Genomic DNA, 18,748 nt, shown 5'->3' with positions numbered 1-18,748 from the left:
CGTCAAAAACTTCTCTTGAGAGCTCAGATTGAATCGGTGAGCGCCATGCAGGGTCCTGCCGAAATCCCTGGAATGACGCGACCTCAAGCGAGTCCATCGTCGGGCATGGCTCGACCGTTCGGCGCGAAGCGCCGCGGGTCAGATCAGCGATGTCCTTGATGGAGGGGTCGCGAGGTCAGCGCGTACTCGACGCGCCCGTGCATGTAGGAGGCTGGACGCAGGACGGATCGGAAACGGCATCGTCGAACGATGGAATTTGAATCAATACCGCATTGAATCCGTAGGACATGATACCTCCCCGTCCTGCCGTAATCGCTCACGGCAAGGTCCTGCGTAAAAGACAACCGCGCCGTACTCCTGTCGCGGATGTCCTGCCCGTCTGCACTAGTCGCCGCTCGGCTTCGCCATCACGAATGTCGGGGTAGCTGCAAGATGCCTCTCGGTGCGCCTGGCGCGAGCGGGATATTTGAGATCCCGCTTGGAGACATTCAGACAAAAAACTACCGTTCCCACATTGCTGTGGGTTTTGTACCGACAATCGCTTGTTGAAGCGTCGCCAACGTGCTCACCGCCGCCGATTTGCACGCTCGCCCCGTTTCCGATACCGCGCTGGTCTCAAGATCGTGGGCGCTGCGAACGACTTAAGGAATACACCATGGGGAAAGACTCGCAACGAAATTGATTCACACTTGAGGCATCAAAAATCTTGACCTCGGTTAACGCACCACGCGACTTGTACACAGGCTCTGAAGCAAGTTTTTGGATTCGTGCACAGAATCGAAGATGCGGCGCCTGGTGTGACAATTTCTCCGCCACCGCCAAAAAATATTTACAAAAGCGTCACGCATCCGAGGCGCGAGCGAATTTTCCAAATGCTTGTCGCAGCTATGTCGATAAGTAATTAGCGAGACATCGTTTTTTGAGTCTCATTTCAGAGGGTAACTCCACCTGTGGCAGCATCCCGGTGAATCTACGGTGTGCAGAACTTTTCCGCGCGGGAGTTCATCTTAGCCCCGCGCCGCAGGGGTTTTTCGCAACGCGGTGAAAGTTTCCGCTGTTGCAAAAACACCCGAAGGTAGAATTGCCGAAGGCATCATGGTGCGCACGATGAAAATAGGCGGGTGCCTGCTCGCGTGAATATGACAGGCAACAAAAAAGCCCGGCGCGATGCCGGGCACTTTGTCGTGCTGATCGGATCAATCGATCAGATGATGACGTGAGCTCACTTGCGAGCGTGCTTGCAAGTTTACCTGCAAATTTACCTGCAAATTTACTTGCAAATTTACTTGGCGAGCTTGGCGATTTGCGCGGTGAGGCGCGAGACTTTGCGGCTGGCGTTGTTCTTGTGAATGATGTTGCGCTGGGCGGCCCGCATCAGGGCGGGCTCGGCAGTCGCCAACGCCTTCACGGCGGCGTCGCGATCGCCGGTCTTGATGGCTTCCTCGACATTGCGCACGGCGCCGCGCATCTGGGTGCGGCGCGACTTGTTGACGGCGGTGCGGCGGGCGATCTTGCGCGTCGCTTTCTTGGCGGAAGTGGTATTGGCCATGGTCTCAATGTCCTTTGCGGGTACCGGTCGCGTCTTGGTCGGGTAGCGCCGGCTTGCTTGACCGCGGAATCGACGCTCGGATTTAGGGTGTTCGGTTGCTGGGCCGTTCCTGGAACATGAGGCCTAAACAGCCTGCAACTGCTCAAAGAACAGCGGCGGCAGGATTGCGCCCGCCGCCAGTTGGCGCCCTTATAGAGAGGGTCTGGGGCACCGTCAACGCTTTCCGGGCTGGAAAACCCGGCCTCAGGCGGGCCGGACGGGGGCCGTAACGCCCTGAAGAGGTTGAATTTCTGCCGTCCCCCGGCTATTGGCTGGCGGCATTTCCAGAGGCTCGTCCGGTTCGACGACCGTAGAGGGTGAGGCATGATCCGCGGCTTTTTCCGACTGATTGGGCTGTTGCTGCTCGCCGGCGGGTTCATCTTCGTGGTCTATGACGGCGCCCGCTGGGTCGCCGACCAGACCCTGCGGTTCACCCGGTTCGGCCAGTTCTGGAACGACATCAACCAGGCGAGCCAGACCGCCTTTCGGACCTGGGTCGAGGCCAAGGCGCCCTGGCTCTGGACCTCGGTGGTCCGCCTCGTGCTGGACCAGCCGGTCTTCGCCGTCCTCGGCATTCTCGGCATCCTGCTGATGGTCCTGTTCCGGCCACGCAAGCCGTTGATCGGCTATTCCCGGGATTGATCTTTCAAATCCCGCCCGGATTGATCCTTCAATTCTGGCCGGGACCAAGCACCTCAGGGGGCACGGCGTAACAACGCTGCCCCTTCGTGCGTAAACACCTATATTCCCACCTGATCGCGAGCACGCCGCCTGAGCATCTGGCTCGAGCGACGCACAGCTCGTTTCGGAGGTCCGATCATGCTGTTCATGCGCAAGACCACCGCATTGCCGAGCGCAGCTGAAGCGCTGCCCGGCCGTGCGCAAGCCATCCCGACCGCGACTACTCATTTCGTCAACGGGAGCAAATTGAAGCCGCCCTATCCCGCCGGTCTCGAGCAGGCGGTATTTGGGCTCGGCTGCTTCTGGGGCGCCGAGCGCAAGTTCTGGGAACTCGGCGATGGCATCTACACCACCGCCGTCGGCTATGCCGGCGGCCACACGCCGAACCCGACCTATGAAGAGACTTGTTCGGGACGCACCGGCCACACCGAAGTGGTGCTGGTCGTGTTCGATCCGAACAAGATCCCTTACGAGCGCCTGTTGAAGACCTTCTGGGAGAGTCACAACCCGACGCAGGGCATGCGCCAGGGCAACGACGTCGGCACGCAGTACCGAAGCGCGATCTACACTTGCTCGGATGCGCAGAAGAAGTCGGCCGACGAGTCGAAGGCGCTCTATCAGAAGGCGCTTGCCGCAAAAGGTCTCGGCGCCATCACCACCGAGATCGCGCCCGCCGGTGAGTTCTATTTCGCCGAAGACTATCATCAGCAATATCTGGCGAAGAATCCCGCCGGCTATTGCGGCTTGGGGGGCACCGGCGTGTCCTGTCCGATCGGTGTGGGCGTGCGCGTGTAGTCGTAAGTCGCAGAAGCTTGCTCCGCGCTCGCTGCACCGCTTGCGGGGGAGGTCGCATTGCGTCGCAAGATGCAATGCGGGAGAGGGCTCTCTCTCTTGTGTGGAAACACCCTCTCCCCAGCCCTTTCGCGCAAGCGGGAGAGGGAGCGCACCGTCTGCGTAGTAGGCACGGTCGCACCTCAGGTCCCCTCAACCCTTTATTAACCATAACCGGTGCATCACTGGAGCCAGCTCGTTTCGAGGGACAGGTCCGGTGCCGGTTGCACGCGCGTTTCGATGGTCGATCTCGGCAGCGTCCCTGGCAGCGTCCGCCGCGCTTGCCCTGGGCGGCTGCATGCAGACCGCCGGCCCCGTTGCGATGGTGCAGCCCCGTCCCGATCTCGACGCGATGGCCTATGGCGCTCCGCAGCCGGTTGTCGTCGCCGATGGTGGCGGCGCCATCAGCGCCCTGCGCAATTCCTTTGCCTCCGCGCCTGCGCCCATGCCGGTCGGTTACGCCGCGCCGATGGCGGCACCGGTGCACTACGACGCGTCCTATCATCTCGACGCCGGCGACAAGCTCCGCGTCGTGGTCTACGGCCAGGAAGGCCTCACGAACAGCTACGCCATCGATGCCGGCGGCTCCATCACCATGCCGCTGATCGGCGCGGTGCCCGCGCGTGGCCGCACCACCGCAGGACTGGCCGGCGAGATCGCCGCGCGCCTGCGCAATGGCTACATCCGCGAACCCTCGGTCGCCGTCGAGATCGACACCTATCGCCCGTTCTTCATCCTCGGCGAAGTCTCCGCACCGGGCCAATATCCCTATGTACCGAACATGACCGTCGAAAGCGCCGTTGCGATTGCCGGCGGCTTCTCGCCGCGCGCCAAGCGCGACGTGGTCACCGTGACGCACAGCGAGAACGGCGGCGCCATGCGCGCGGTGGTGCCGCTCGGCACGCCCTTGGCGCCTGGCGACACCGTGTTCGTCGGCGAGCGCTGGTTCTAGTTGCAGCCGAGCTCTCCACGTCATTCCGGGGCGCGACGAAGTCGCGAGCCCGGAATCCATAACCACGATCGGAAGTATGGATTTCGGGCCTGCGCCTTGCGGCGTATCCCGGAATGACGGAGGAGCGCGCTATTTCAAATGCTTCGCGAAGAATTCCATGCTGCGCGGCCAGGCGATGTCGGCGCTGGCCTTGTCGTAGCTCGGCCGTTCGTCGCAATGGAAGCCGTGCTGCGCGCCGGGATAGATGAAGACCTCGACGTCCGGCCGCTTGGTCTTGATGGTCTCGACATCGGTCAGCGAAATGCCGGCATCCTTCTCGCCGAAATGCAGCTGCGTCGGCACCTTCGGCGTCTCGTCGGCGAAGCGCACGACCGCGCCGCCATAATAGCCGACCGCGGCCTTCAGGCCGGTCAATCGCGTCGCCGCGACAAAGGCGATGCTGCCGCCGAGACAGAAGCCGATGATGCCCACGGGGCCGATGCTCTTCACCGCATCGATCGCGGCCTGGGTGTCGCGCAGCATCGCGGCCCAGTCGGGATTGGCGACGAACTTGCGCGCTTCCGCGATCTCGTCGGGGGTATAGCCCGACTGGAAGTTCGGCGTGGTGCGGTCGAAGATCGACGGCGCGATCGCGACATAGCCTTCCTTGGCGAGACGATCGCAGACCGAGCGGATGTGATGGTTGACGCCAAAAATCTCCTGGATCACCACGACCGCGCCCTTGGGTGCGCCTGCGGGATCGGCGCGATAGGCACCAAGCTGGAAATTGTCGGAAGCCGTCAGTCTGATGTCTTGTCCCACGCGGGTCGTCCTTTGCTTGGTGTTCAATCCACTCTCTCCCTCATCCCGAGGAGCGCGCCCTTGCGCGCGTCTCGAAGGATGAAGGGCCGAGATCCAGCAGCGGGACCGTCATCCTTCGAGACGCTGGCTGCGCAAGCTCCCCAGGATGAGGGCAGCACCTACTCCCACATCCAGTTCTCGCCGTAGTCCTCCTTCCATCCCGCCAACCGTCCGTGGCGGAATTGGAGGAACAGCCGATGGCGGTAGGGGATCAATCCGCTGCCGCCGAGATTGCGCAGCGCGAGGTAGATCTCGTTGCCCGGACGCCCGCGCACATATCGCAACGGCTGTCCGAGGGCGCGCGCGGTCTGCTCGGCATCCATGCCGAAGGCGAGCGGCGTGTTGTTCGACAATGTCGTGACGAAAGGCTGGCGCGGCGCCACGGCACCGAACGGCTCGGCCTGCGCAGACATCGACAGCAACACGGCGCCCACAACCACCATCGCCCGCTTCATTGCGCAAATCCTTCTGGCCTATCCCGGCAAGTTCTTCAGGAAAGGCGCGACCGCGTCAACAAAAGCTTGGGGCTGATCGATGTTGACGGCGTGTCCGGCGGCGGGGATCACGACCTTTTGCGCGCCGGGGATTTTCGCGGCCATGTAGTCGGACGCGGCGAGGAACGGCGTGTCATCGGCCCCGACCACGATCAGGCTGGGCACCTCGATATCGGGCAGCAGCTCGATGACGCGGGCGTCGCGCTGGGTCAGCATGCCGCGCGCGGCCAGAGCGAGTCCCTTGGCATTGCGATGGCTCGCAGTGGCGCGCTCGCGCGTCGCCGTCTTCAGCACGTCGAGGCCTTCGCGGTCGAGACTGTCGGCGGTCGCGAGCGCGCGAGCGTTCCAGGCTTCGCGCGCGTCGTCCTTCCTGAAGCCCGGGCCAGTGTCGATGATCAAGAGCGCCCGGGCGCGTTGCGGATGGGCGCGATAGAAGGCGAGCGACATGTAACCGCCGAGCGACAGGCCGCCGATGATGGCGCGCTCGGTACCGACGGCATCGAGTATCGCCGCCATGTCGCCGACCGTGAGCGCTTCGCTGTAGGCGTTGGGATCATCAGGATAATCGGACTGGCCGTGGCCGCGCATGTCCCACAGGATCACCTTGTGATCTCTCGCGAGCGCATCGACCTGGCCATGCCACATCGCCGAGGTCGAGGAGTACCCGTGGGTGAGCAGCAGGGGCGGGCCCTCGCCGTGAACCTCATAGTAGATTCCGACGCCGTCCCGATCGACCCTTGGCATGGTTTTCCGCCCTTTCTTGTTTATCGTTCATTCTAGCCGGGATGATTTCGGTCGCGCGAGACGCTCTTGCGCATGAGCCCGATGTGTCTCGATGCCCCTCGCGTCGGCGCTCGAAAAGCCCAGCATTTACAATGGCCGTCCTACTGTGCATGGGGTTGTTTTCGAGGTTCATGGTTCCTTCCGGGAACCCCGACTTCGTAAAATTGCTTCCAATACCGAAGGGTTCCATTGAGCACGCATCTTAAGGCCCGAAGAACCTGATCCGGCTTAGGCTGACGGCTTAATCCCGTCCCGTGCCTTTGGGGAAGCCATGAACGCGCCAGCCAAAACCGCAGCCAAACGCCGGCTTCTGCTCGCTTCCGACCGGAGCGACGAGAGCACCGAGCTCGCCAGCATTTTGAAGGCGGTCGGCGACGTCTCGACGGTGACCACGCAGGACATCCCCGAGCAGCCGTCGCGCGATCTCTCCGGTCTCGTCGTCGACATCAACCTGCGCTCGCCCGAGAGCGTGCAGCGGGTGCGTAACAAGCTGCGCGGCGATGCCTATCGCTCGATGCCGCGGCTGTTCGTGCTTGCCGACGCCCTGCATCACGGCACCATGCAGGCCTGGGCGCTGGGCGCCACGGACACGATCTCGCGTCCGCTGCAGCCCGACGCCATCCTGCAGCGCATCCGCGCCGCGTTTCCCGACACCGCCACCTATGACGCGACCGATCGCGGCAAGACGCTCAACCGCGGGGTCGAAGCGGCGCACGCGGTGCTGGCAAAAATATTCGAGAAGCTGCCGCTCGGCGTGCCCCTGACCTTCGACGACGTCGTCGCCGCCGAGAGCAAGATCCTGAAGGCGATCAAGCACTCCTCGCTGCGCGAATGGCTCACGACGGTGGGTTGCCACCATGTCGGCAGTTATCGCCACTGCCTGTTCGTCACCGGCTTTGCGGTCGCCTTCGCCCAGCATCTCGGCATGCGCGAGGATGACCAGCGCCGCCTCACTCGTGCCGCGCTGCTGCATGACGTCGGCAAGGCCTTCGTTCCCTCGGTGCTGCTCGACAAGCCAGGCAAGCTCACCGACGAGGAGATGGCCGAGGTTCGCCAGCATCCGCGCCGCGGCTACGACGCGCTCGCGGCCCAGGGCGGCTTCCCGCCGGAGATGCTCGACGTCGTGCTGCATCACCACGAATTCCTCGACGGCTCGGGCTATCCGAACGGCCTGTCGTCGAACCAGATCAGCGACATCGTGCGGCTGACGACCATCGTCGACATCTACGCCGCCCTGGTGGAGAAGCGCGCCTATCGCATGCCCTTCACCCATTCGCGTGCCTTCACCATGATGGAAGGCATGGGCGGCAAGCTCGACCAGCAGCTGCTGCAGGCGTTCCGCCCGGTGGCGCTGGGGTCGTTCTGATTTCGGTATCGTAGTTAAGGCGCGCGGCCTGCTTACTCTCCTCCTCCAGGGGAGGGTGAAGTCACTCGACCATCTTCCTGAGCTCCGCCTTCGCCACCTTCTCCAGCGTCGAGCGCGGCATGTCGTCGACGAGCCTGATCTCGCGCGGCAGCTTGAAGTCGGCGAGGCCCTTGCGGCACGCCGCCATCACGCGTTCCTGCAGGTCGGGCGGAGCCCCGGCGACGCCGCCATGCGGGATGATGAAGACGACCGGCACCTCGTCCAGCATCGGGTGCTTCTTCGCCACCACCGCCGCTTCTCGCACGCCCGGCACCAGCGCGATCACCTGCTCGATCTCGGAGGCCGCAACGTTCTCGCCGCCCACCTTCAGCATGTCCTTGGCGCGGTCGCCGAACTTGATGAAGCCGTTTTCCAGCCGCTCGACGCGGTCGCCGGTGAGGAAGAAGCCGTGCTCGTCGAAGCTCTCGCGCGTGGCTTTCTCGTTGTGCAGATATTCGGCAAACAAGGACAGGCCGGGGATACCCTTGATCGCGAGATTGCCGGTATCGCCGACCTCGGTCGGCCGTCCGTCATCGTCGGTGATGCGGATCTGATATTCGGGCGCCGCGCGGCCGATCGACATCGGTATATTGGGCTGGTCGACCTCGCCGACGATGCCGTGGGTGATGGTCTCGGTCATGCCCCACCAGCCGATCATCTTGACGCCGAACGCCGCAAAGGCTGCCGGCTCGTTGATCGCGGTGCCCCACAGGCGGAATTTATGGTCCTTCGGGATCTCCTGCTCGAGCAGCGCCTTCATGCAGAACGGAATGGTCGATGTCCAGGTCGCGCCGTGCTCCCGCGCGACGCTCCAGAACCGGCTCGCGGAGAAGCGCGGCTGGATCACGCAGGTTGCCCCGACCCACAGCGTCGCCAGCATGGAGTAGGCCAGCGCATTGGTGTGGAACAGCGGCAAGTAAGTCTGGTGCACGTCGCCGGCGTGAAGGTCTTCGTGTGCGGCGTTGATCTTGGCGCCCCACAGCGCGTTGGCATGGGTCCATAATACTGCCTTCGGTCGCGACGTCGTACCTGAGGTGTACTGCACGCTGCACGGTGCCAGCGGATCGGTCGCGCGCTTGGGACGGTTGGCACCGTCGGCGAACAGGGCTTCAAAGCTGTCGCCGCGCGAGACCGCTCGCGCCGGTGCCGCGCCGGCATCGTGCGACGTCACCGCCAGCCAGCGGATATTAGGGCAGTTCTGCGCGACGAGCTCTGCATAGGCCGGCTGGGTGATCGCGGCGACTGCGCCGCAATGATCGGCGAAATACGCGATCTCCGCCGGCGCCGAGCGCGTGTTGGTGGTGACCGCGATGGCGCCGAGCTCGACGCAGGCAAACCAGGCCAGCAGCGCCTCGATGCAATTGTCGAGATGAATGAGCACATATTCGCCGGGCTTCACGCCGCGCTTGGTCAGCCCCGCAGCGAGTCCGCCGACCCGCTCGTGAAACTCGCCATAGCTCCAGCGCCGGGCCGGCGCGTCGAACGGCGCCCAGATCAGGAACGGATGATCACGCCGGACCTCGGCGCGCATCCTCAAGAGCCAGGGAACGTCGAGCCCGTCGAACGGACCCACGATTCCGGATGCGGTGTGTTGAACAGGCATGGCGACCTCCCTGCAGCCTGCATCTTGCTAGCGGCTGCCCTTAGATTATTGCGTCTTCCTGCCATTGGATGACGCGGGGCGCAAATCCGGGGGAAAGGGCCGAGCCCTTTCCGCCGTCATTGCGAGGAGCTCTTGCGACGAACCAATCCAGACTGCTTCCGCGGAGACAGTCTGGATTGCTTCGCTTCGCTCGCAATGACGGTCGTTGAGGCAGGCAGGGGTGGCCCTACCGGCCTCAGTCCTCGTAGGACGAGATCTCGATCAGACTCCCGTCGGGATCCCGGCAATAGACCGAGCGCAGCGTGCCGCGGGCGCCCTGTCTTGGGCCCGGGCCTTCCTCGATCGCGACGCCCTGGGCCTTCAAATGCGCCACCACCTCGTCCGGAGCGGAAGAGGTGAGGAAACAGAGATCCTCGCTGCCGGCCGGCTGGTGTTCCGCGGTGAACCACTCGACCTTGTCGGCATCGCACGGCCGGACGTTGATCTTCTGGTTACCGAAATGAAGGGAAGTCCGCGGCGCTTTGCCGCCGCCGGGGTCGAACATCTTGACTTCCATGCCGAGAATCCTGCGGTACCACTCCGCGGTCACCGCGACATCGGCGACGTTGATCACGAGATGATCGAGGGCTTCGACCTTGACCGGCATGCCTTATCCTTTCGTCGTGATGCGCCCTGCGCACTATCCGCCCGCAGCAAGCTTTGTTACAACCGCGCGGCCGCCGCTTTCAAGAGATCCGGCTTTCAAGAACAACGGCCCTTCAAGAACAACACTGGGAGAATCCTTGAGATGATCACTCGCCGTACCGCGCTGGGCCTGCTTGCCGCCACGCCTCTTGCAGCCAGCCCGCTGTCGAAGGCGCTTGCCGCCGATTATCCGGCCCGTCCCGTGAAATGGGTGGTCGGCTATCCGCCGGGCGGCGCCACCGACATCCTGGCACGGCTGATCGGACAACGGCTGTCGGAAAAGCTCGGCCAGCAATTCGTGATCGAGAACAAGCCGGGCGCCGGCAACAACATCGGCACCGAATCGGTCGTGAATGCCGAGCCCGACGGCTACACGCTGCAGTTGGTCAATCCGGCCAACTTCATCAACGCCTCGCTGTACAGCAATCTCAAGTTCAACTTCGTGCGCGACATCGCGCCGGTCGCCTCGTTCCAGCGCGTGCCGAACGTGATGACCGTCAACAAGGACGTGCCGGCCAAGAACGTCGCCGAGTTCATCGAATATGTGAAGGCCAATCCCGGCAAGGTGAACATGGCCTCGTCCGGCAACGGCACCTCGGTGCACCTCTCCGGCGAGATGTTCATGGCCATGACCGGCTGCAAGATGCAGCACGTGCCCTATCGTGGCGCGGCGCCCGCGATCACCGACATGCTCGGCGGCCAGGTGCAGGTGATCTTCGACAACATGCCCTCGATCATCCAGCACATCCGCTCCGGCTCGCTGCGCGCGATCGGCGTCACCACCGCAGAGCGCTCGCCGCAGCTACCCGACGTGCAGGCGATCGCCGAGACCGTGAAGGACTACGAGGCCAGCGCGCTGTTCGGCATGGGCGCGCCGAAGAACACGCCGAAGGAGATCATCGTCAAGCTCAACAGCGAGATCAACACGCTGATGAAGGAGCCCGACATGACCAAGCGCCTGGTCGAGCTCGGCGGCGAGCCGCGGGTGCAGACGCCGGAGGCGTTCGGCGAGGAGATCAAGGCCGAGACCGAGAAGTGGAAGAAGGTGGTCGAGTTCGCCGGCCTGAAGGTCGAATAGCTAACTTGTGATGACCGGAAATTGGAGCCCTGCCGTTTGGCAGGGCTTTTTTCTTGTGAGCGTTGCTTTGTCGATCTGGAATAAAACGCTGCGGCGAAACCTGATGATAGATGGCGCGTAGCTCGCGCCGTGAGCAAAGGAGTTGGGATCATGCGCAGGACGCAATTGGCGCTGCTGTCGTTGGGTGCGGCGATCCTTGCCGGCGTTGTCACTGTCACGCCCGCCGCTGCCCGCGAATATCCCTGGTGCGCCCAGGGCGGTGAATATGATTACCCCGGCGAATGCGCCTACAGCACCTATGAGCAGTGCCTGGCCAGCGTTTCCGGCCGCTTGCTGTATTGCGGCCCCAATCCTCTCTTTGCCTACGGCCAGCAGGTGCCGCCGCCTCGCCCACCCCGGCGCCCACGGCCCGTCGCGCCGTACTGATGTCGTTTCGGACGAGCGCCGCCTGATCACGCAGTCGTGCGGACCCGCGCCGGCGGGTTCCGCCTTGACGCATTTTCGCGCGCGCTTATACTAAACCACATGGTTAAGTATAGAGACGAGGCGCTGGACCGGACCTTTGCGGCGCTATCCGACCCGACGCGGCGCGCATTGCTCGCGCGCCTCGGCGAAGCGGACAGCCTGTCGGTGAGCGAGTTGGCTGCGCCGTTTCCGGTGTCGCTTCCGGCGATCATGAAGCATCTCGACGTGCTCACGGATGCCGGGCTGATCGTGCGCGAGAAGGTCGGACGCACGGTCTCCTGCCGACTCACCGCGCAGCCGATGGAGCAGGCGATGAACTGGCTCTATGGCTACGCTCAATTCTGGTCCGACAAATTCGATCGTCTTGCGGCCTTCGTGGAGAAAGAGAGATGGTCAACACCGCCGTCAATGCCGCCGAGCGACCCGCGGAACGCCCGAGCCTCACGCTCACGCGCCGGCTCCGTGCGCGGCCGGAAAAGGTCTACGCCGCCTGGACGCAAGCCGAGCAGCTAGTGCAGTGGTTCGGGCCGCCGAACACGAAGCCGGCGACGCTGCAAGCCGAGCTCGACGTCCGCACCGGCGGCCGCTTTCGCATCAGCTTCGTTCGCGACGACGGCGAATATTTCGAGGCCGGCGGCACCTATCGCGAGGTGGTGCAGAACGAGCGCCTCGTCTTCACCTGGGCCTGGCACTCGACGCCGGAGCGCGAATCGCTGGTCACGATCTCGTTCAAGCCGGACAGTGCAGGTACCCTGATGGTGTTCCATCACGCCCAGTTCGCCGACGAGACCGCGCGCGACAATCACCTGCGCGGCTGGAGCTCGTTCCTCGACAAGCTGGATGCTTTCGTCGCCTGAATTCCAAAGGAGAATGCCATGGAGCAACATCGGGTCGTCTCCCGCGAGCAGTGGCTCGCGGCGCGCAAGGCTCATCTCGCCCATGAGAAGGAGTTGACGCAGGCCCGCGAACGGCTCGCCGCCGAGCGCCGCCAGCTTCCCTGGGTGAAGGTCGACAAGACCTATGTCTTCACCGGGCCGGACGGCAAGGTCACGCTCTCCGATCTCTTCAAGGGCCGTCCGCAGCTCGTCGTCCAGCACGTGATGTTCGCGCCCGACTGGGACGCGGCCTGCAAGAGCTGCTCGTTCTGGGCCGACGGCTTCGAGCGCATGGTGCCGCATCTGGCCGCGCGCGACACCTCCATGGCCGCGGTCTCGCTCGCGCCAAGCGCGAAGCTCGAGGCCTTCAAGAAGCGGATGGGCTGGAGCTTCGACTGGGTCTCCTCAGGCGACAACGAATTCAACCGCGATTACGGCCTAACCTTCTCGCCGGACGAGATCGCGACCGGCAAGCCGATGTACAATTTCGGCACCACGCCGATCTATGGCCCCGAGCTGCCCGGCATCAGCGTGTTCTACCGCAACGAGGCCGGCGAGATCTTCCACACCTATTCCTGCTTCGCCCGCGGCCTCGACATGATGAACGCCGCCTATCAGTATCTCGATCTCACCCCGCTCGGCCGCCATGAGGATGGCCTGCCATATCCGATGGACTGGGTCCGCCTGCGTGATGAGTACGAGCCGCAGCCGACGAAGGCGGCGTGCTGCCACGGGTGAGGCTAGGCCAACCGCATCGAAGGTCTCATCGCCCGGCTTGACCAGGCAATCCAGTTCTCCGAGCCGGCTGTGACGAATCGAGAGGCCGCGGCGCACTGGATTCCCCGCCTTCGCGGGGAATGACGGCCGGAGGTGATGTGACGGTGTGCCTTTCCCCGATAGCTACCGCTTCGCATCCGCTTGCTCCGTGCCGTTGCACGAGATCAGCATCGTATACGGCCGGGCGTTGCCGGCGATGTCGGTGGTCTTGAGTTCGCTCTTGGGCTCCGCGGTCTGATAGGGCACCACGGAGTTGTCGAGGAAGTCGCGCAGCACGCCGGTCTTGATGGCGAAGTTGATGTTCTCAGGAATGTTGCCGGTCGCAGCGGCGATACGCAATGCCGGGATCTTTCCGGTGACCACGCCCACGATCTGACCAGTGGCGTCGAACAGCGGCCCACCGCTATTGCCGGGCTGTATGGGTGCACTGATTTGCAGGAAACGCGAATCGTTGCGCATGCCGCTGAGCGAGCTGACGATGCCGGTAGTCACGGTGAAATCCGAGCTTAGAAGGCCATGGAAGGGAAAGCCGATTGCGGTGACGGCGTCGCCGGAACGGATTGAGCGGTCGCGAATCCGCGCAAAGTCCTTGAATGTCGTGGTCGACGGCGCCTGCAACAGAGCGAGATCGTTGTTCGCGTCGCTCGACACGACGCGCAGCACCATCGAAGCCTCGCCGGTGAGGTTGCCCTTGATGTCGCCGACGCAGCCGTCGATCACATGGTTGTTGGTGACGATGTGGCCGTTCGCGCTCACAACGAAGCCCGTGCCGCTCTTGGCCCTGACAGGCTTGCCGCTGGCTGACGGAGGCGCCTGCTTCTCCGCTACCGCTGCCGGCTTGGCCGCGCCCTTGGTGAAATCGCCGGCCTTGTTGAGCCCGTCGGCTTTCACCCTGGTGACGCAATTGGAAAGCGCCGCGATCACGGAGCCGGTCGAGGTCAGGTCGAAATTCAGGACGGTGCGGCCGCTCGTCGCGACCATCAGGCTGGACTTCTGAAACGTTCGCACGACATTGGCGGGCATGACGGCCGTGAGCATGTTCGGCTGATTGGCGGTGGCAAACAACCTTGCCTGCTCCTGGCCGTCGAAGACGACGTCGATCGCGGCGCTCTCGCCCTGCTTGAAGCGGTAGCTGGGACTCGCAAAGGCCAGCGACCATGTGCCGGCGGCATTGTAGCCCACAACGAGAATGACGCCGTTGGCGTAGGGCGTCGTCGCCGCACAATGCGAGAACGCGCCGGTCTCGTCGTTGCTGAAGGCGCCGCCGATCCAGTTGCCGACATTGACGGAGCCGAAAGGCCCTGCCGCATTGGCGCCGACGACCACACCCACCTGCAACACGGACGCAACGATCAACGACTTAAGCCACATGCCGGCCCCCGAAACGGTTTCGCGTGCATCTTATCTGCGGGGACGGCTGCCGCGCAACCAGCAGTTGTTTGCACCGTCGAGTTCGCCGGTCGTGCCTTTGGGGCTTGCCATGACTTTGCGATCCTATATACTTTGCATTACAAAGTAAGGGCGTTCACCTCGGAAAATCTGGGCGAGCGAGGTTTTGGCGTTGCCGATGCGGGATCTCGACAAGGCACTGGCTGACATCGTGGCGATCCGCAGCCAGATCGCGGCCGGCACGGCCTTCCGCGGCTATGGCCCGGCGACGATGGCGGCAACCGGCGCCGTCGCGCTGGTCACGGCGATCCTGCAAGCCTGGCTGCTGGGCGATCCGACCAGTGAGCCGGTCGGCTTCTTCTTCGGCTGGCTCATCGCCGCCTTGCTGTCCGGCCTGATCATCGGGATCGAGATGCGGGCGCGCTCGCGTCGCCATCATTCCGGACTTGCCGATGCCATGATCCACCAAGCGGTCGAGCAGTTCCTGCCCGCCGGCGTTGCCGGCGTGCTGCTCGCGGCGGTGATGTGGAAGTTCGCGAGCGAGACGCTGTGGCTGCTGCCTGGCCTGTGGCAGATCCTGGTGTCGCTTGGCATCTTCGCCTCGGTCCGTTCGCTGCCGCGCAGCGTCGCGCTCGCGGGGGCCTGGTATTTCGTGTCCGGCTTCGCGGTCGTGGTGCTCGCGAGCCGAACCCATACGCTGTCGCCATGGACCATGGGGCTGCCCTTCGTGATCGGGCAGTCGGTGCTGGCGGGCATCCTGTATTTCGCGTCCGGAGACAACGATGTCGAAGACTGACAGCGCGCCCTTTTCCTACGAGGGGCTCGATCGCGTGATCCACGAGAAGGCGAGGCTTGGGCTCCTGACCTCGCTGATGGCCCACCCGAAGGGCCTGGCGTTCGCTGACCTCAAGCAGCTCTGCGGCCTGACCGACGGCAATCTCAGCCGGCATCTCGCCGTGCTCCAGGAGGCCGGCCTCGTCGAGGTGACCAAGGGCTATGAGGGCAATCGTCCGCACACCACCTGCCGCCTGACCAAGGCCGGCCGTCGCCGCTTCCTCGATTATCTCGCCGTGCTCGAACGCCTGGTGCGCGACGCGGCCAAGGCCGCCGGCCGCGAGGCGCCGCCGCTCGGCCGCCTCGGTATCGTCTCGACCTGATCCTCCCCTTTTTGACCGGAGACTTTGCAATGCAAAGTGAAATCACGTCCCGTAACGAGAAGCTTCATGTCGGCATCATCATGGATGGCAACGGACGATGGGCCACGCGGCGCGGCCTGTCGCGCGTGCGCGGCCACGAGGCGGGCGTCGAGACCATCCGCCGCATTGTCGAGGCGGCGCCCAAGCAGGGCGTCGGCACGCTGACGCTCTATGCGTTCTCCACCGACAATTGGCGGCGACCAAAGGCCGAGGTCGCTGCGTTGATGGCCTTGCTGCGCTTCTATCTCGCCAACGAGGTGCAGAGCCTCGTGAGGAACGGCGTGCGCCTCACCGTGATCGGCCGTCGCGACCGGCTGCCTGACGGCATCGCCAATGCGATCGCGCGCGCCGAAGAGGCGACCGCCCGCGGCGGCACACTGCATCTGCGCATCGCCGTCGATTATTCCGCGCGTGATGCCATCCTCAACGCGGCGGTCAAGGCGGCAGCGCTGACCAGCCTCACCCGCGAAGCGTTCTCGCAACTCGTCACCGGCGAGGCCGGCTTGCGCGACGTCGATCTCATCATCCGCACTTCGGGCGAGAAGCGGCTGTCCGACTTCCTGCTCTGGGAGGGCGCCTATGCCGAGCTGCACTTCACCGAGCGGATGTGGCCCGAATTCGACGCGAGCGATCTCGCCGAGGCGCTTTCCGCCTTCCACAACCGCGAGCGCCGCTTTGGCGGCCTGCAGGCCATTTTGCCCGAAGAGGTGCCTGCGCTCTCGCGTGTGTGACGTGCGGCACAGGGAAACGCGCCGTTCGTTTTCGGCCGTATGATTGGCAGCGATGTCCGAGCTACTGGCGGGCCTCGCCAAGCACCTCCCGCGCCAGTCGCTCTCGCGTTGATTTGCCGGGTTGCACGGATCGTGCTCTAGTATCGGGCGGGGTGTCCCCAGCGATGGGAGCTTTCGCAAGATGCGCGCAGTCCTGGATTATTGCACCGGCGGAACGGAACGACAGGTTGCAGCCGGCACGCTCGTCGTCACCGAGGGTGGCGCGAGCGGCCATCTCTACGTCCTGATGCAAGGCAAGCTCGAGGTGCTCAAGGGCGACACGGTGGTCGCCACCGTCACCGAGCCCGGGGCGGTGCTGGGTGAAATGTCCGTGCTGCTCGGCCTGCCGCATACGGCGACGGTGCGGGCCTGCTCCGAGTCGGTCATCTACGAGTTCGAGGATGCCGCCTCGTTCCTCAAACAGGAGCCGGGCATCGCTTTGCTGATCGCAAGGATGCTGGCGCAGCGGCTCAACGTCGCCAACACCTATCTTGCCGATCTCAAGCGGCAATATGCCGACCACGGCACGCATCTGGCCATGGTCGGCGAGGTGCTCCAGAGCATGATCAACCTGCCGCCGCTTGAGGTCTCGCCAGGCTCGGATCGGCAATCTGATCCAAGAATGTGAGCCAATCGGGCGGCGCCTCGATGGGAGCTGCGGGCCGCTTCAGCGGCGCGGCAAGATCGATCCACTGCGCTTGGCCGGCCGCCAGCCAGAATGCCTTGTCAGCATCGAGATCCAGCACGATGTAGGTCGGGGGACGGCCGGGCTGCAGGCCGGTATTGAACACCCAGGTCTGGCCCACCCGGTCGAACCACGATCCATCGGTGATGAAGGGCGATTGATGCACATGGCCCGAGATCACCATCGACGGCTGGTACTGCACGATCCACTGCACCAGCTCGACGTCGCCGAAGAAGCGCTTGCCGCCCCAACTCGTCGGTGAATCCGCCGGCGGCGCATGATGCACCCAGATCCAGCGCCGTGGCCGGCTGGCGGCGGCATCGCGCAGCTGCTCGACGAGACGTTGCTTGACCTGGGGCCCGTCCCACCACGGACACACCGTGAACAGGATGTCGCCGATGCTGAGGCTGTCGCCGTCGCATGCAATGCCAAGCTCGCGCACCTCCGAGATCCAGCGCGAGATCTTTTCGCCCTCCGCATTGCGCTCGTCGAGGTCGTGATTACCGGAGCAGAGGATCACGCGGGTCTTTGCGGCGAGCAGCGCGAGGTATTTCTTCACCACCAGGATCTGCGCGCGAAAATCCACCATCGAGCCGATGTCGAGCGCATCGCCGGCGAAGATCACGAGGTCGAATTGGGGCGCCGCGCTGGCCAGCCAGTCGAGCTGCGGCAGCGAGTAATGCAGGTCGGCCACGACCAGGCAGCGCATGGAAAATCCGTCGGCGAGAGATCAGAAATGTCAGGGAATTCCAAAACGACATAAAGCAAGAAGCAGACCAGCCCGGCCGCTCCGTCACGTCAATCCAACGAGCGACAGCATGCTGCGACGCGTCGCAGAGTCAAGGGGGCGGGCACGCGAGGGCTGGACCGGATCGCCGAATTCTGGTGTCGTGGCCTGCCCTCAAGACCTTTGTCCACATGACCTCCTTCAAGACCATTCGTGCCCGCGCTGAGAAGCGCAAGGGCGGGCCCAAGGCGCTGGACAAGCTGATGCCGGACAAGCCCGACCTGAAGCGTCTGGCGAGGCTCGGTGACGACCGCATCCTCGCCGAGATGACCAGGCGGGTGTTTTGCGCCGGCTTTGCCTGGAGCGTGATCGATTCGAAATGGGAGGGCTTTGAAGAGGCTTTCCTGCATTTCCAGCCGGCCAAGCTCAGCTTCCAGCCCGAGGATTATTGGGAAGGCCTGCTGCGCGATACGCGGATCGTGCGCAACGGCGCCAAGATCATGTCGGTGCGCGACAATGCCGCCTTCGTGCACGAGATCGCCAAGGAGCACGGCAGCTTCGGCAAGTTTCTGGCGAAATGGCCGCCGTCGAACGAGGTCGGCCTGCTCGATCTCCTCTCCAAGCGCGGCAGCCGGCTGGGCGGCAACACCGGTCAGATGCTGCTGCGCTTCGTCGGCTGGGACGGTTTCGTCACCTCCAAGGATGTCGTCGCGTGCCTGCGCGATGCCGGTCTCGACATTGCCGAGGAGGTGAAATCGAAGAGCGATCTCGCGAAGGTGCAGGCGCAGTTCAACGCCTGGGCCGAGGAGACCGGTCTGCCCTACACGTATCTGTCGCGCATTTGCGCGCTCTCGGTCGGCGAGAACCGCAGCGAGCAATAGGCGGCCTATGCAAGCCCGGCCTATCAGGCCGCGCACGATTTGCT

General features: G+C 64.0%; 22 protein-coding genes. 14 read left to right on the top strand and 8 right to left on the bottom strand.

Translation table 11 applies throughout. From position 1 onward, the window contains the following. Nucleotides 1-1,282 precede the first annotated feature (1,282 nt). The gene (gene rpsT, locus ACRQ5Q_RS40915; protein WP_439372092.1) at nt 1,283-1,549 is read right to left on the bottom strand and encodes a 30S ribosomal protein S20; all 267 of its coding nucleotides are present in this window, start codon (nt 1,547-1,549) and stop codon (nt 1,283-1,285) included. A 363-nt stretch (nt 1,550-1,912) separates the two neighbouring features. Here rpsT and ACRQ5Q_RS40910 point away from each other — a divergent pair, with 363 nt between their 5' ends. The 3 genes from ACRQ5Q_RS40910 to ACRQ5Q_RS40900 all read left to right on the top strand — a co-directional run bounded on the left by ACRQ5Q_RS40910 (nt 1,913) and on the right by ACRQ5Q_RS40900 (nt 4,052). Continuing rightward, nucleotides 1,913-2,230, top strand: a complete 318-nt coding sequence (locus ACRQ5Q_RS40910; RefSeq protein ID WP_439372090.1) for a hypothetical protein — start codon at nt 1,913-1,915, stop codon at nt 2,228-2,230. 177 nt (nt 2,231-2,407) lie between these two features. Further along, nucleotides 2,408-3,064: a peptide-methionine (S)-S-oxide reductase MsrA gene (gene msrA / locus ACRQ5Q_RS40905; protein WP_439395440.1), complete on the top strand. Its 657-nt coding sequence runs from the start codon at nt 2,408-2,410 to the stop codon at nt 3,062-3,064. 253 nt (nt 3,065-3,317) lie between these two features. Further along, entirely contained in the window at nt 3,318-4,052 is a 735-nt protein-coding gene (locus ACRQ5Q_RS40900) for a polysaccharide biosynthesis/export family protein (protein ID WP_439395438.1), read from the top strand. Between the two features lie 129 nt (nt 4,053-4,181). Here ACRQ5Q_RS40900 and ACRQ5Q_RS40895 read toward each other — a convergent pair whose 3' ends face one another. The 3 genes from ACRQ5Q_RS40895 to ACRQ5Q_RS40885 form a co-directional block, all read right to left on the bottom strand. Next, the gene (locus ACRQ5Q_RS40895; RefSeq protein WP_439399956.1) at nt 4,182-4,853 is read right to left on the bottom strand and encodes a dienelactone hydrolase family protein; all 672 of its coding nucleotides are present in this window, start codon (nt 4,851-4,853) and stop codon (nt 4,182-4,184) included. Between the two features lie 158 nt (nt 4,854-5,011). Further along, entirely contained in the window at nt 5,012-5,347 is a 336-nt protein-coding gene (locus ACRQ5Q_RS40890; protein ID WP_439372084.1) for a hypothetical protein, read from the bottom strand. Nucleotides 5,348-5,365: 18 nt separating this feature from the next. Next, the gene (locus tag ACRQ5Q_RS40885; protein WP_439372083.1) at nt 5,366-6,130 is read right to left on the bottom strand and encodes an alpha/beta fold hydrolase; all 765 of its coding nucleotides are present in this window, start codon (nt 6,128-6,130) and stop codon (nt 5,366-5,368) included. Between the two features lie 310 nt (nt 6,131-6,440). On the opposite strand from ACRQ5Q_RS40885, the gene ACRQ5Q_RS40880 reads away from it, so the two are divergent. After that, the gene (locus ACRQ5Q_RS40880) at nt 6,441-7,535 is read left to right on the top strand and encodes an HD-GYP domain-containing protein (RefSeq protein ID WP_439372081.1); all 1,095 of its coding nucleotides are present in this window, start codon (nt 6,441-6,443) and stop codon (nt 7,533-7,535) included. Between the two features lie 61 nt (nt 7,536-7,596). Here ACRQ5Q_RS40880 and ACRQ5Q_RS40875 read toward each other — a convergent pair whose 3' ends face one another. Further along, on the bottom strand, nt 7,597-9,177 hold the full coding sequence (locus ACRQ5Q_RS40875; protein WP_439372080.1) for an AMP-binding protein: 1,581 nt from the start codon (nt 9,175-9,177) through the stop codon (nt 7,597-7,599). Nucleotides 9,178-9,412: 235 nt separating this feature from the next. Then, nucleotides 9,413-9,823, bottom strand: a complete 411-nt coding sequence (locus tag ACRQ5Q_RS40870) for a VOC family protein (RefSeq protein WP_439395436.1) — start codon at nt 9,821-9,823, stop codon at nt 9,413-9,415. 141 nt (nt 9,824-9,964) lie between these two features. Here ACRQ5Q_RS40870 and ACRQ5Q_RS40865 point away from each other — a divergent pair, with 141 nt between their 5' ends. The 5 genes from ACRQ5Q_RS40865 (at nt 9,965) to ACRQ5Q_RS40845 (ending at nt 13,017) form a co-directional block, all read left to right on the top strand. Beyond that, nucleotides 9,965-10,939 carry a Bug family tripartite tricarboxylate transporter substrate binding protein gene (locus tag ACRQ5Q_RS40865; protein WP_439372077.1) on the top strand — a complete coding sequence of 325 codons (975 nt, stop codon included), beginning with the start codon at nt 9,965-9,967 and terminating at the stop codon, nt 10,937-10,939. Between the two features lie 150 nt (nt 10,940-11,089). Further along, nucleotides 11,090-11,365 carry a DUF3551 domain-containing protein gene (locus tag ACRQ5Q_RS40860; protein ID WP_439372076.1) on the top strand — a complete coding sequence of 92 codons (276 nt, stop codon included), beginning with the start codon at nt 11,090-11,092 and terminating at the stop codon, nt 11,363-11,365. A 99-nt stretch (nt 11,366-11,464) separates the two neighbouring features. Continuing rightward, nucleotides 11,465-11,917, top strand: a complete 453-nt coding sequence (locus ACRQ5Q_RS40855; RefSeq protein ID WP_439372074.1) for an ArsR/SmtB family transcription factor — start codon at nt 11,465-11,467, stop codon at nt 11,915-11,917. Continuing rightward, a complete protein-coding gene (locus ACRQ5Q_RS40850; protein WP_439372073.1) occupies nt 11,917-12,261 on the top strand; it encodes an SRPBCC family protein in 345 nt (114 codons plus the stop codon). Before ACRQ5Q_RS40855 ends, ACRQ5Q_RS40850 begins: the two co-directional genes overlap by 1 nt. 18 nt (nt 12,262-12,279) lie before the next feature. After that, nucleotides 12,280-13,017, top strand: a complete 738-nt coding sequence (locus ACRQ5Q_RS40845) for a DUF899 domain-containing protein (protein WP_439395434.1) — start codon at nt 12,280-12,282, stop codon at nt 13,015-13,017. A gap of 162 nt (nt 13,018-13,179) precedes the next feature. Here ACRQ5Q_RS40845 and ACRQ5Q_RS40840 read toward each other — a convergent pair whose 3' ends face one another. Beyond that, entirely contained in the window at nt 13,180-14,427 is a 1,248-nt protein-coding gene (locus ACRQ5Q_RS40840) for a S1C family serine protease (RefSeq protein ID WP_439395432.1), read from the bottom strand. 196 nt (nt 14,428-14,623) lie between these two features. Here ACRQ5Q_RS40840 and ACRQ5Q_RS40835 point away from each other — a divergent pair, with 196 nt between their 5' ends. The 4 genes from ACRQ5Q_RS40835 (at nt 14,624) to ACRQ5Q_RS40820 (ending at nt 17,039) form a co-directional block, all read left to right on the top strand. Beyond that, nucleotides 14,624-15,241 carry a hypothetical protein gene (locus tag ACRQ5Q_RS40835; protein WP_439372068.1) on the top strand — a complete coding sequence of 206 codons (618 nt, stop codon included), beginning with the start codon at nt 14,624-14,626 and terminating at the stop codon, nt 15,239-15,241. Next, nucleotides 15,228-15,602: a winged helix-turn-helix domain-containing protein gene (locus ACRQ5Q_RS40830; RefSeq protein ID WP_027542101.1), complete on the top strand. Its 375-nt coding sequence runs from the start codon at nt 15,228-15,230 to the stop codon at nt 15,600-15,602. Before ACRQ5Q_RS40835 ends, ACRQ5Q_RS40830 begins: the two co-directional genes overlap by 14 nt. 29 nt (nt 15,603-15,631) lie before the next feature. Then, complete coding sequence (locus ACRQ5Q_RS40825; protein WP_439395430.1) at nt 15,632-16,372, top strand: di-trans,poly-cis-decaprenylcistransferase; 741 nt, start codon at nt 15,632-15,634, stop codon at nt 16,370-16,372. Between the two features lie 181 nt (nt 16,373-16,553). Further along, entirely contained in the window at nt 16,554-17,039 is a 486-nt protein-coding gene (locus ACRQ5Q_RS40820) for a Crp/Fnr family transcriptional regulator (protein ID WP_439372065.1), read from the top strand. Here the strand turns inward: ACRQ5Q_RS40820 and ACRQ5Q_RS40815 are convergent. Next, entirely contained in the window at nt 16,978-17,805 is an 828-nt protein-coding gene (locus ACRQ5Q_RS40815) for a metallophosphoesterase family protein (RefSeq protein ID WP_439372063.1), read from the bottom strand. The genes ACRQ5Q_RS40820 and ACRQ5Q_RS40815 overlap by 62 nt on opposite strands. A gap of 209 nt (nt 17,806-18,014) precedes the next feature. Here ACRQ5Q_RS40815 and ACRQ5Q_RS40810 point away from each other — a divergent pair, with 209 nt between their 5' ends. Beyond that, nucleotides 18,015-18,704 (top strand): DNA-3-methyladenine glycosylase I, encoded by a 690-nt coding sequence (locus tag ACRQ5Q_RS40810; protein ID WP_439399955.1) that lies wholly within the window; start codon nt 18,015-18,017, stop codon nt 18,702-18,704. Nucleotides 18,705-18,748 lie beyond the last annotated feature (44 nt).

The sequence above is a fragment of the Bradyrhizobium sp. PMVTL-01 genome, assembly GCF_051861855.1.
GTDB lineage: Bacteria > Pseudomonadota > Alphaproteobacteria > Rhizobiales > Xanthobacteraceae > Bradyrhizobium.
The sequence above is the reverse complement of the archived record's forward strand: the minus strand, read 5'-3'. Positions and strand labels throughout refer to the sequence as shown.

Excerpts from the sequence above, each read along its gene's own strand:
- rpsT (WP_439372092.1), bottom strand. The coding sequence starts at position 1,549 with ATGGCCAATACCACTTCCGCCAAGAAAGCGACGCGCAAGATCGCCCGC.
- ACRQ5Q_RS40910 (WP_439372090.1), top strand. The coding sequence starts at position 1,913 with ATGATCCGCGGCTTTTTCCGACTGATTGGGCTGTTGCTGCTCGCCGGC.
- msrA (WP_439395440.1), top strand. The coding sequence starts at position 2,408 with ATGCTGTTCATGCGCAAGACCACCGCATTGCCGAGCGCAGCTGAAGCG.
- ACRQ5Q_RS40890 (WP_439372084.1), bottom strand. The coding sequence starts at position 5,347 with ATGAAGCGGGCGATGGTGGTTGTGGGCGCCGTGTTGCTGTCGATGTCT.
- ACRQ5Q_RS40885 (WP_439372083.1), bottom strand. The coding sequence starts at position 6,130 with ATGCCAAGGGTCGATCGGGACGGCGTCGGAATCTACTATGAGGTTCAC.
- ACRQ5Q_RS40880 (WP_439372081.1), top strand. The coding sequence starts at position 6,441 with ATGAACGCGCCAGCCAAAACCGCAGCCAAACGCCGGCTTCTGCTCGCT.
- ACRQ5Q_RS40875 (WP_439372080.1), bottom strand. The coding sequence starts at position 9,177 with ATGCCTGTTCAACACACCGCATCCGGAATCGTGGGTCCGTTCGACGGG.
- ACRQ5Q_RS40870 (WP_439395436.1), bottom strand. The coding sequence starts at position 9,823 with ATGCCGGTCAAGGTCGAAGCCCTCGATCATCTCGTGATCAACGTCGCC.
- ACRQ5Q_RS40865 (WP_439372077.1), top strand. The coding sequence starts at position 9,965 with ATGATCACTCGCCGTACCGCGCTGGGCCTGCTTGCCGCCACGCCTCTT.
- ACRQ5Q_RS40860 (WP_439372076.1), top strand. The coding sequence starts at position 11,090 with ATGCGCAGGACGCAATTGGCGCTGCTGTCGTTGGGTGCGGCGATCCTT.
- ACRQ5Q_RS40855 (WP_439372074.1), top strand. The coding sequence starts at position 11,465 with ATGGTTAAGTATAGAGACGAGGCGCTGGACCGGACCTTTGCGGCGCTA.
- ACRQ5Q_RS40845 (WP_439395434.1), top strand. The coding sequence starts at position 12,280 with ATGGAGCAACATCGGGTCGTCTCCCGCGAGCAGTGGCTCGCGGCGCGC.
- ACRQ5Q_RS40840 (WP_439395432.1), bottom strand. The coding sequence starts at position 14,427 with ATGTGGCTTAAGTCGTTGATCGTTGCGTCCGTGTTGCAGGTGGGTGTG.
- ACRQ5Q_RS40835 (WP_439372068.1), top strand. The coding sequence starts at position 14,624 with ATGCGGGATCTCGACAAGGCACTGGCTGACATCGTGGCGATCCGCAGC.
- ACRQ5Q_RS40830 (WP_027542101.1), top strand. The coding sequence starts at position 15,228 with ATGTCGAAGACTGACAGCGCGCCCTTTTCCTACGAGGGGCTCGATCGC.
- ACRQ5Q_RS40825 (WP_439395430.1), top strand. The coding sequence starts at position 15,632 with ATGCAAAGTGAAATCACGTCCCGTAACGAGAAGCTTCATGTCGGCATC.
- ACRQ5Q_RS40820 (WP_439372065.1), top strand. The coding sequence starts at position 16,554 with ATGCGCGCAGTCCTGGATTATTGCACCGGCGGAACGGAACGACAGGTT.
- ACRQ5Q_RS40815 (WP_439372063.1), bottom strand. The coding sequence starts at position 17,805 with ATGCGCTGCCTGGTCGTGGCCGACCTGCATTACTCGCTGCCGCAGCTC.
- ACRQ5Q_RS40810 (WP_439399955.1), top strand. The coding sequence starts at position 18,015 with ATGACCTCCTTCAAGACCATTCGTGCCCGCGCTGAGAAGCGCAAGGGC.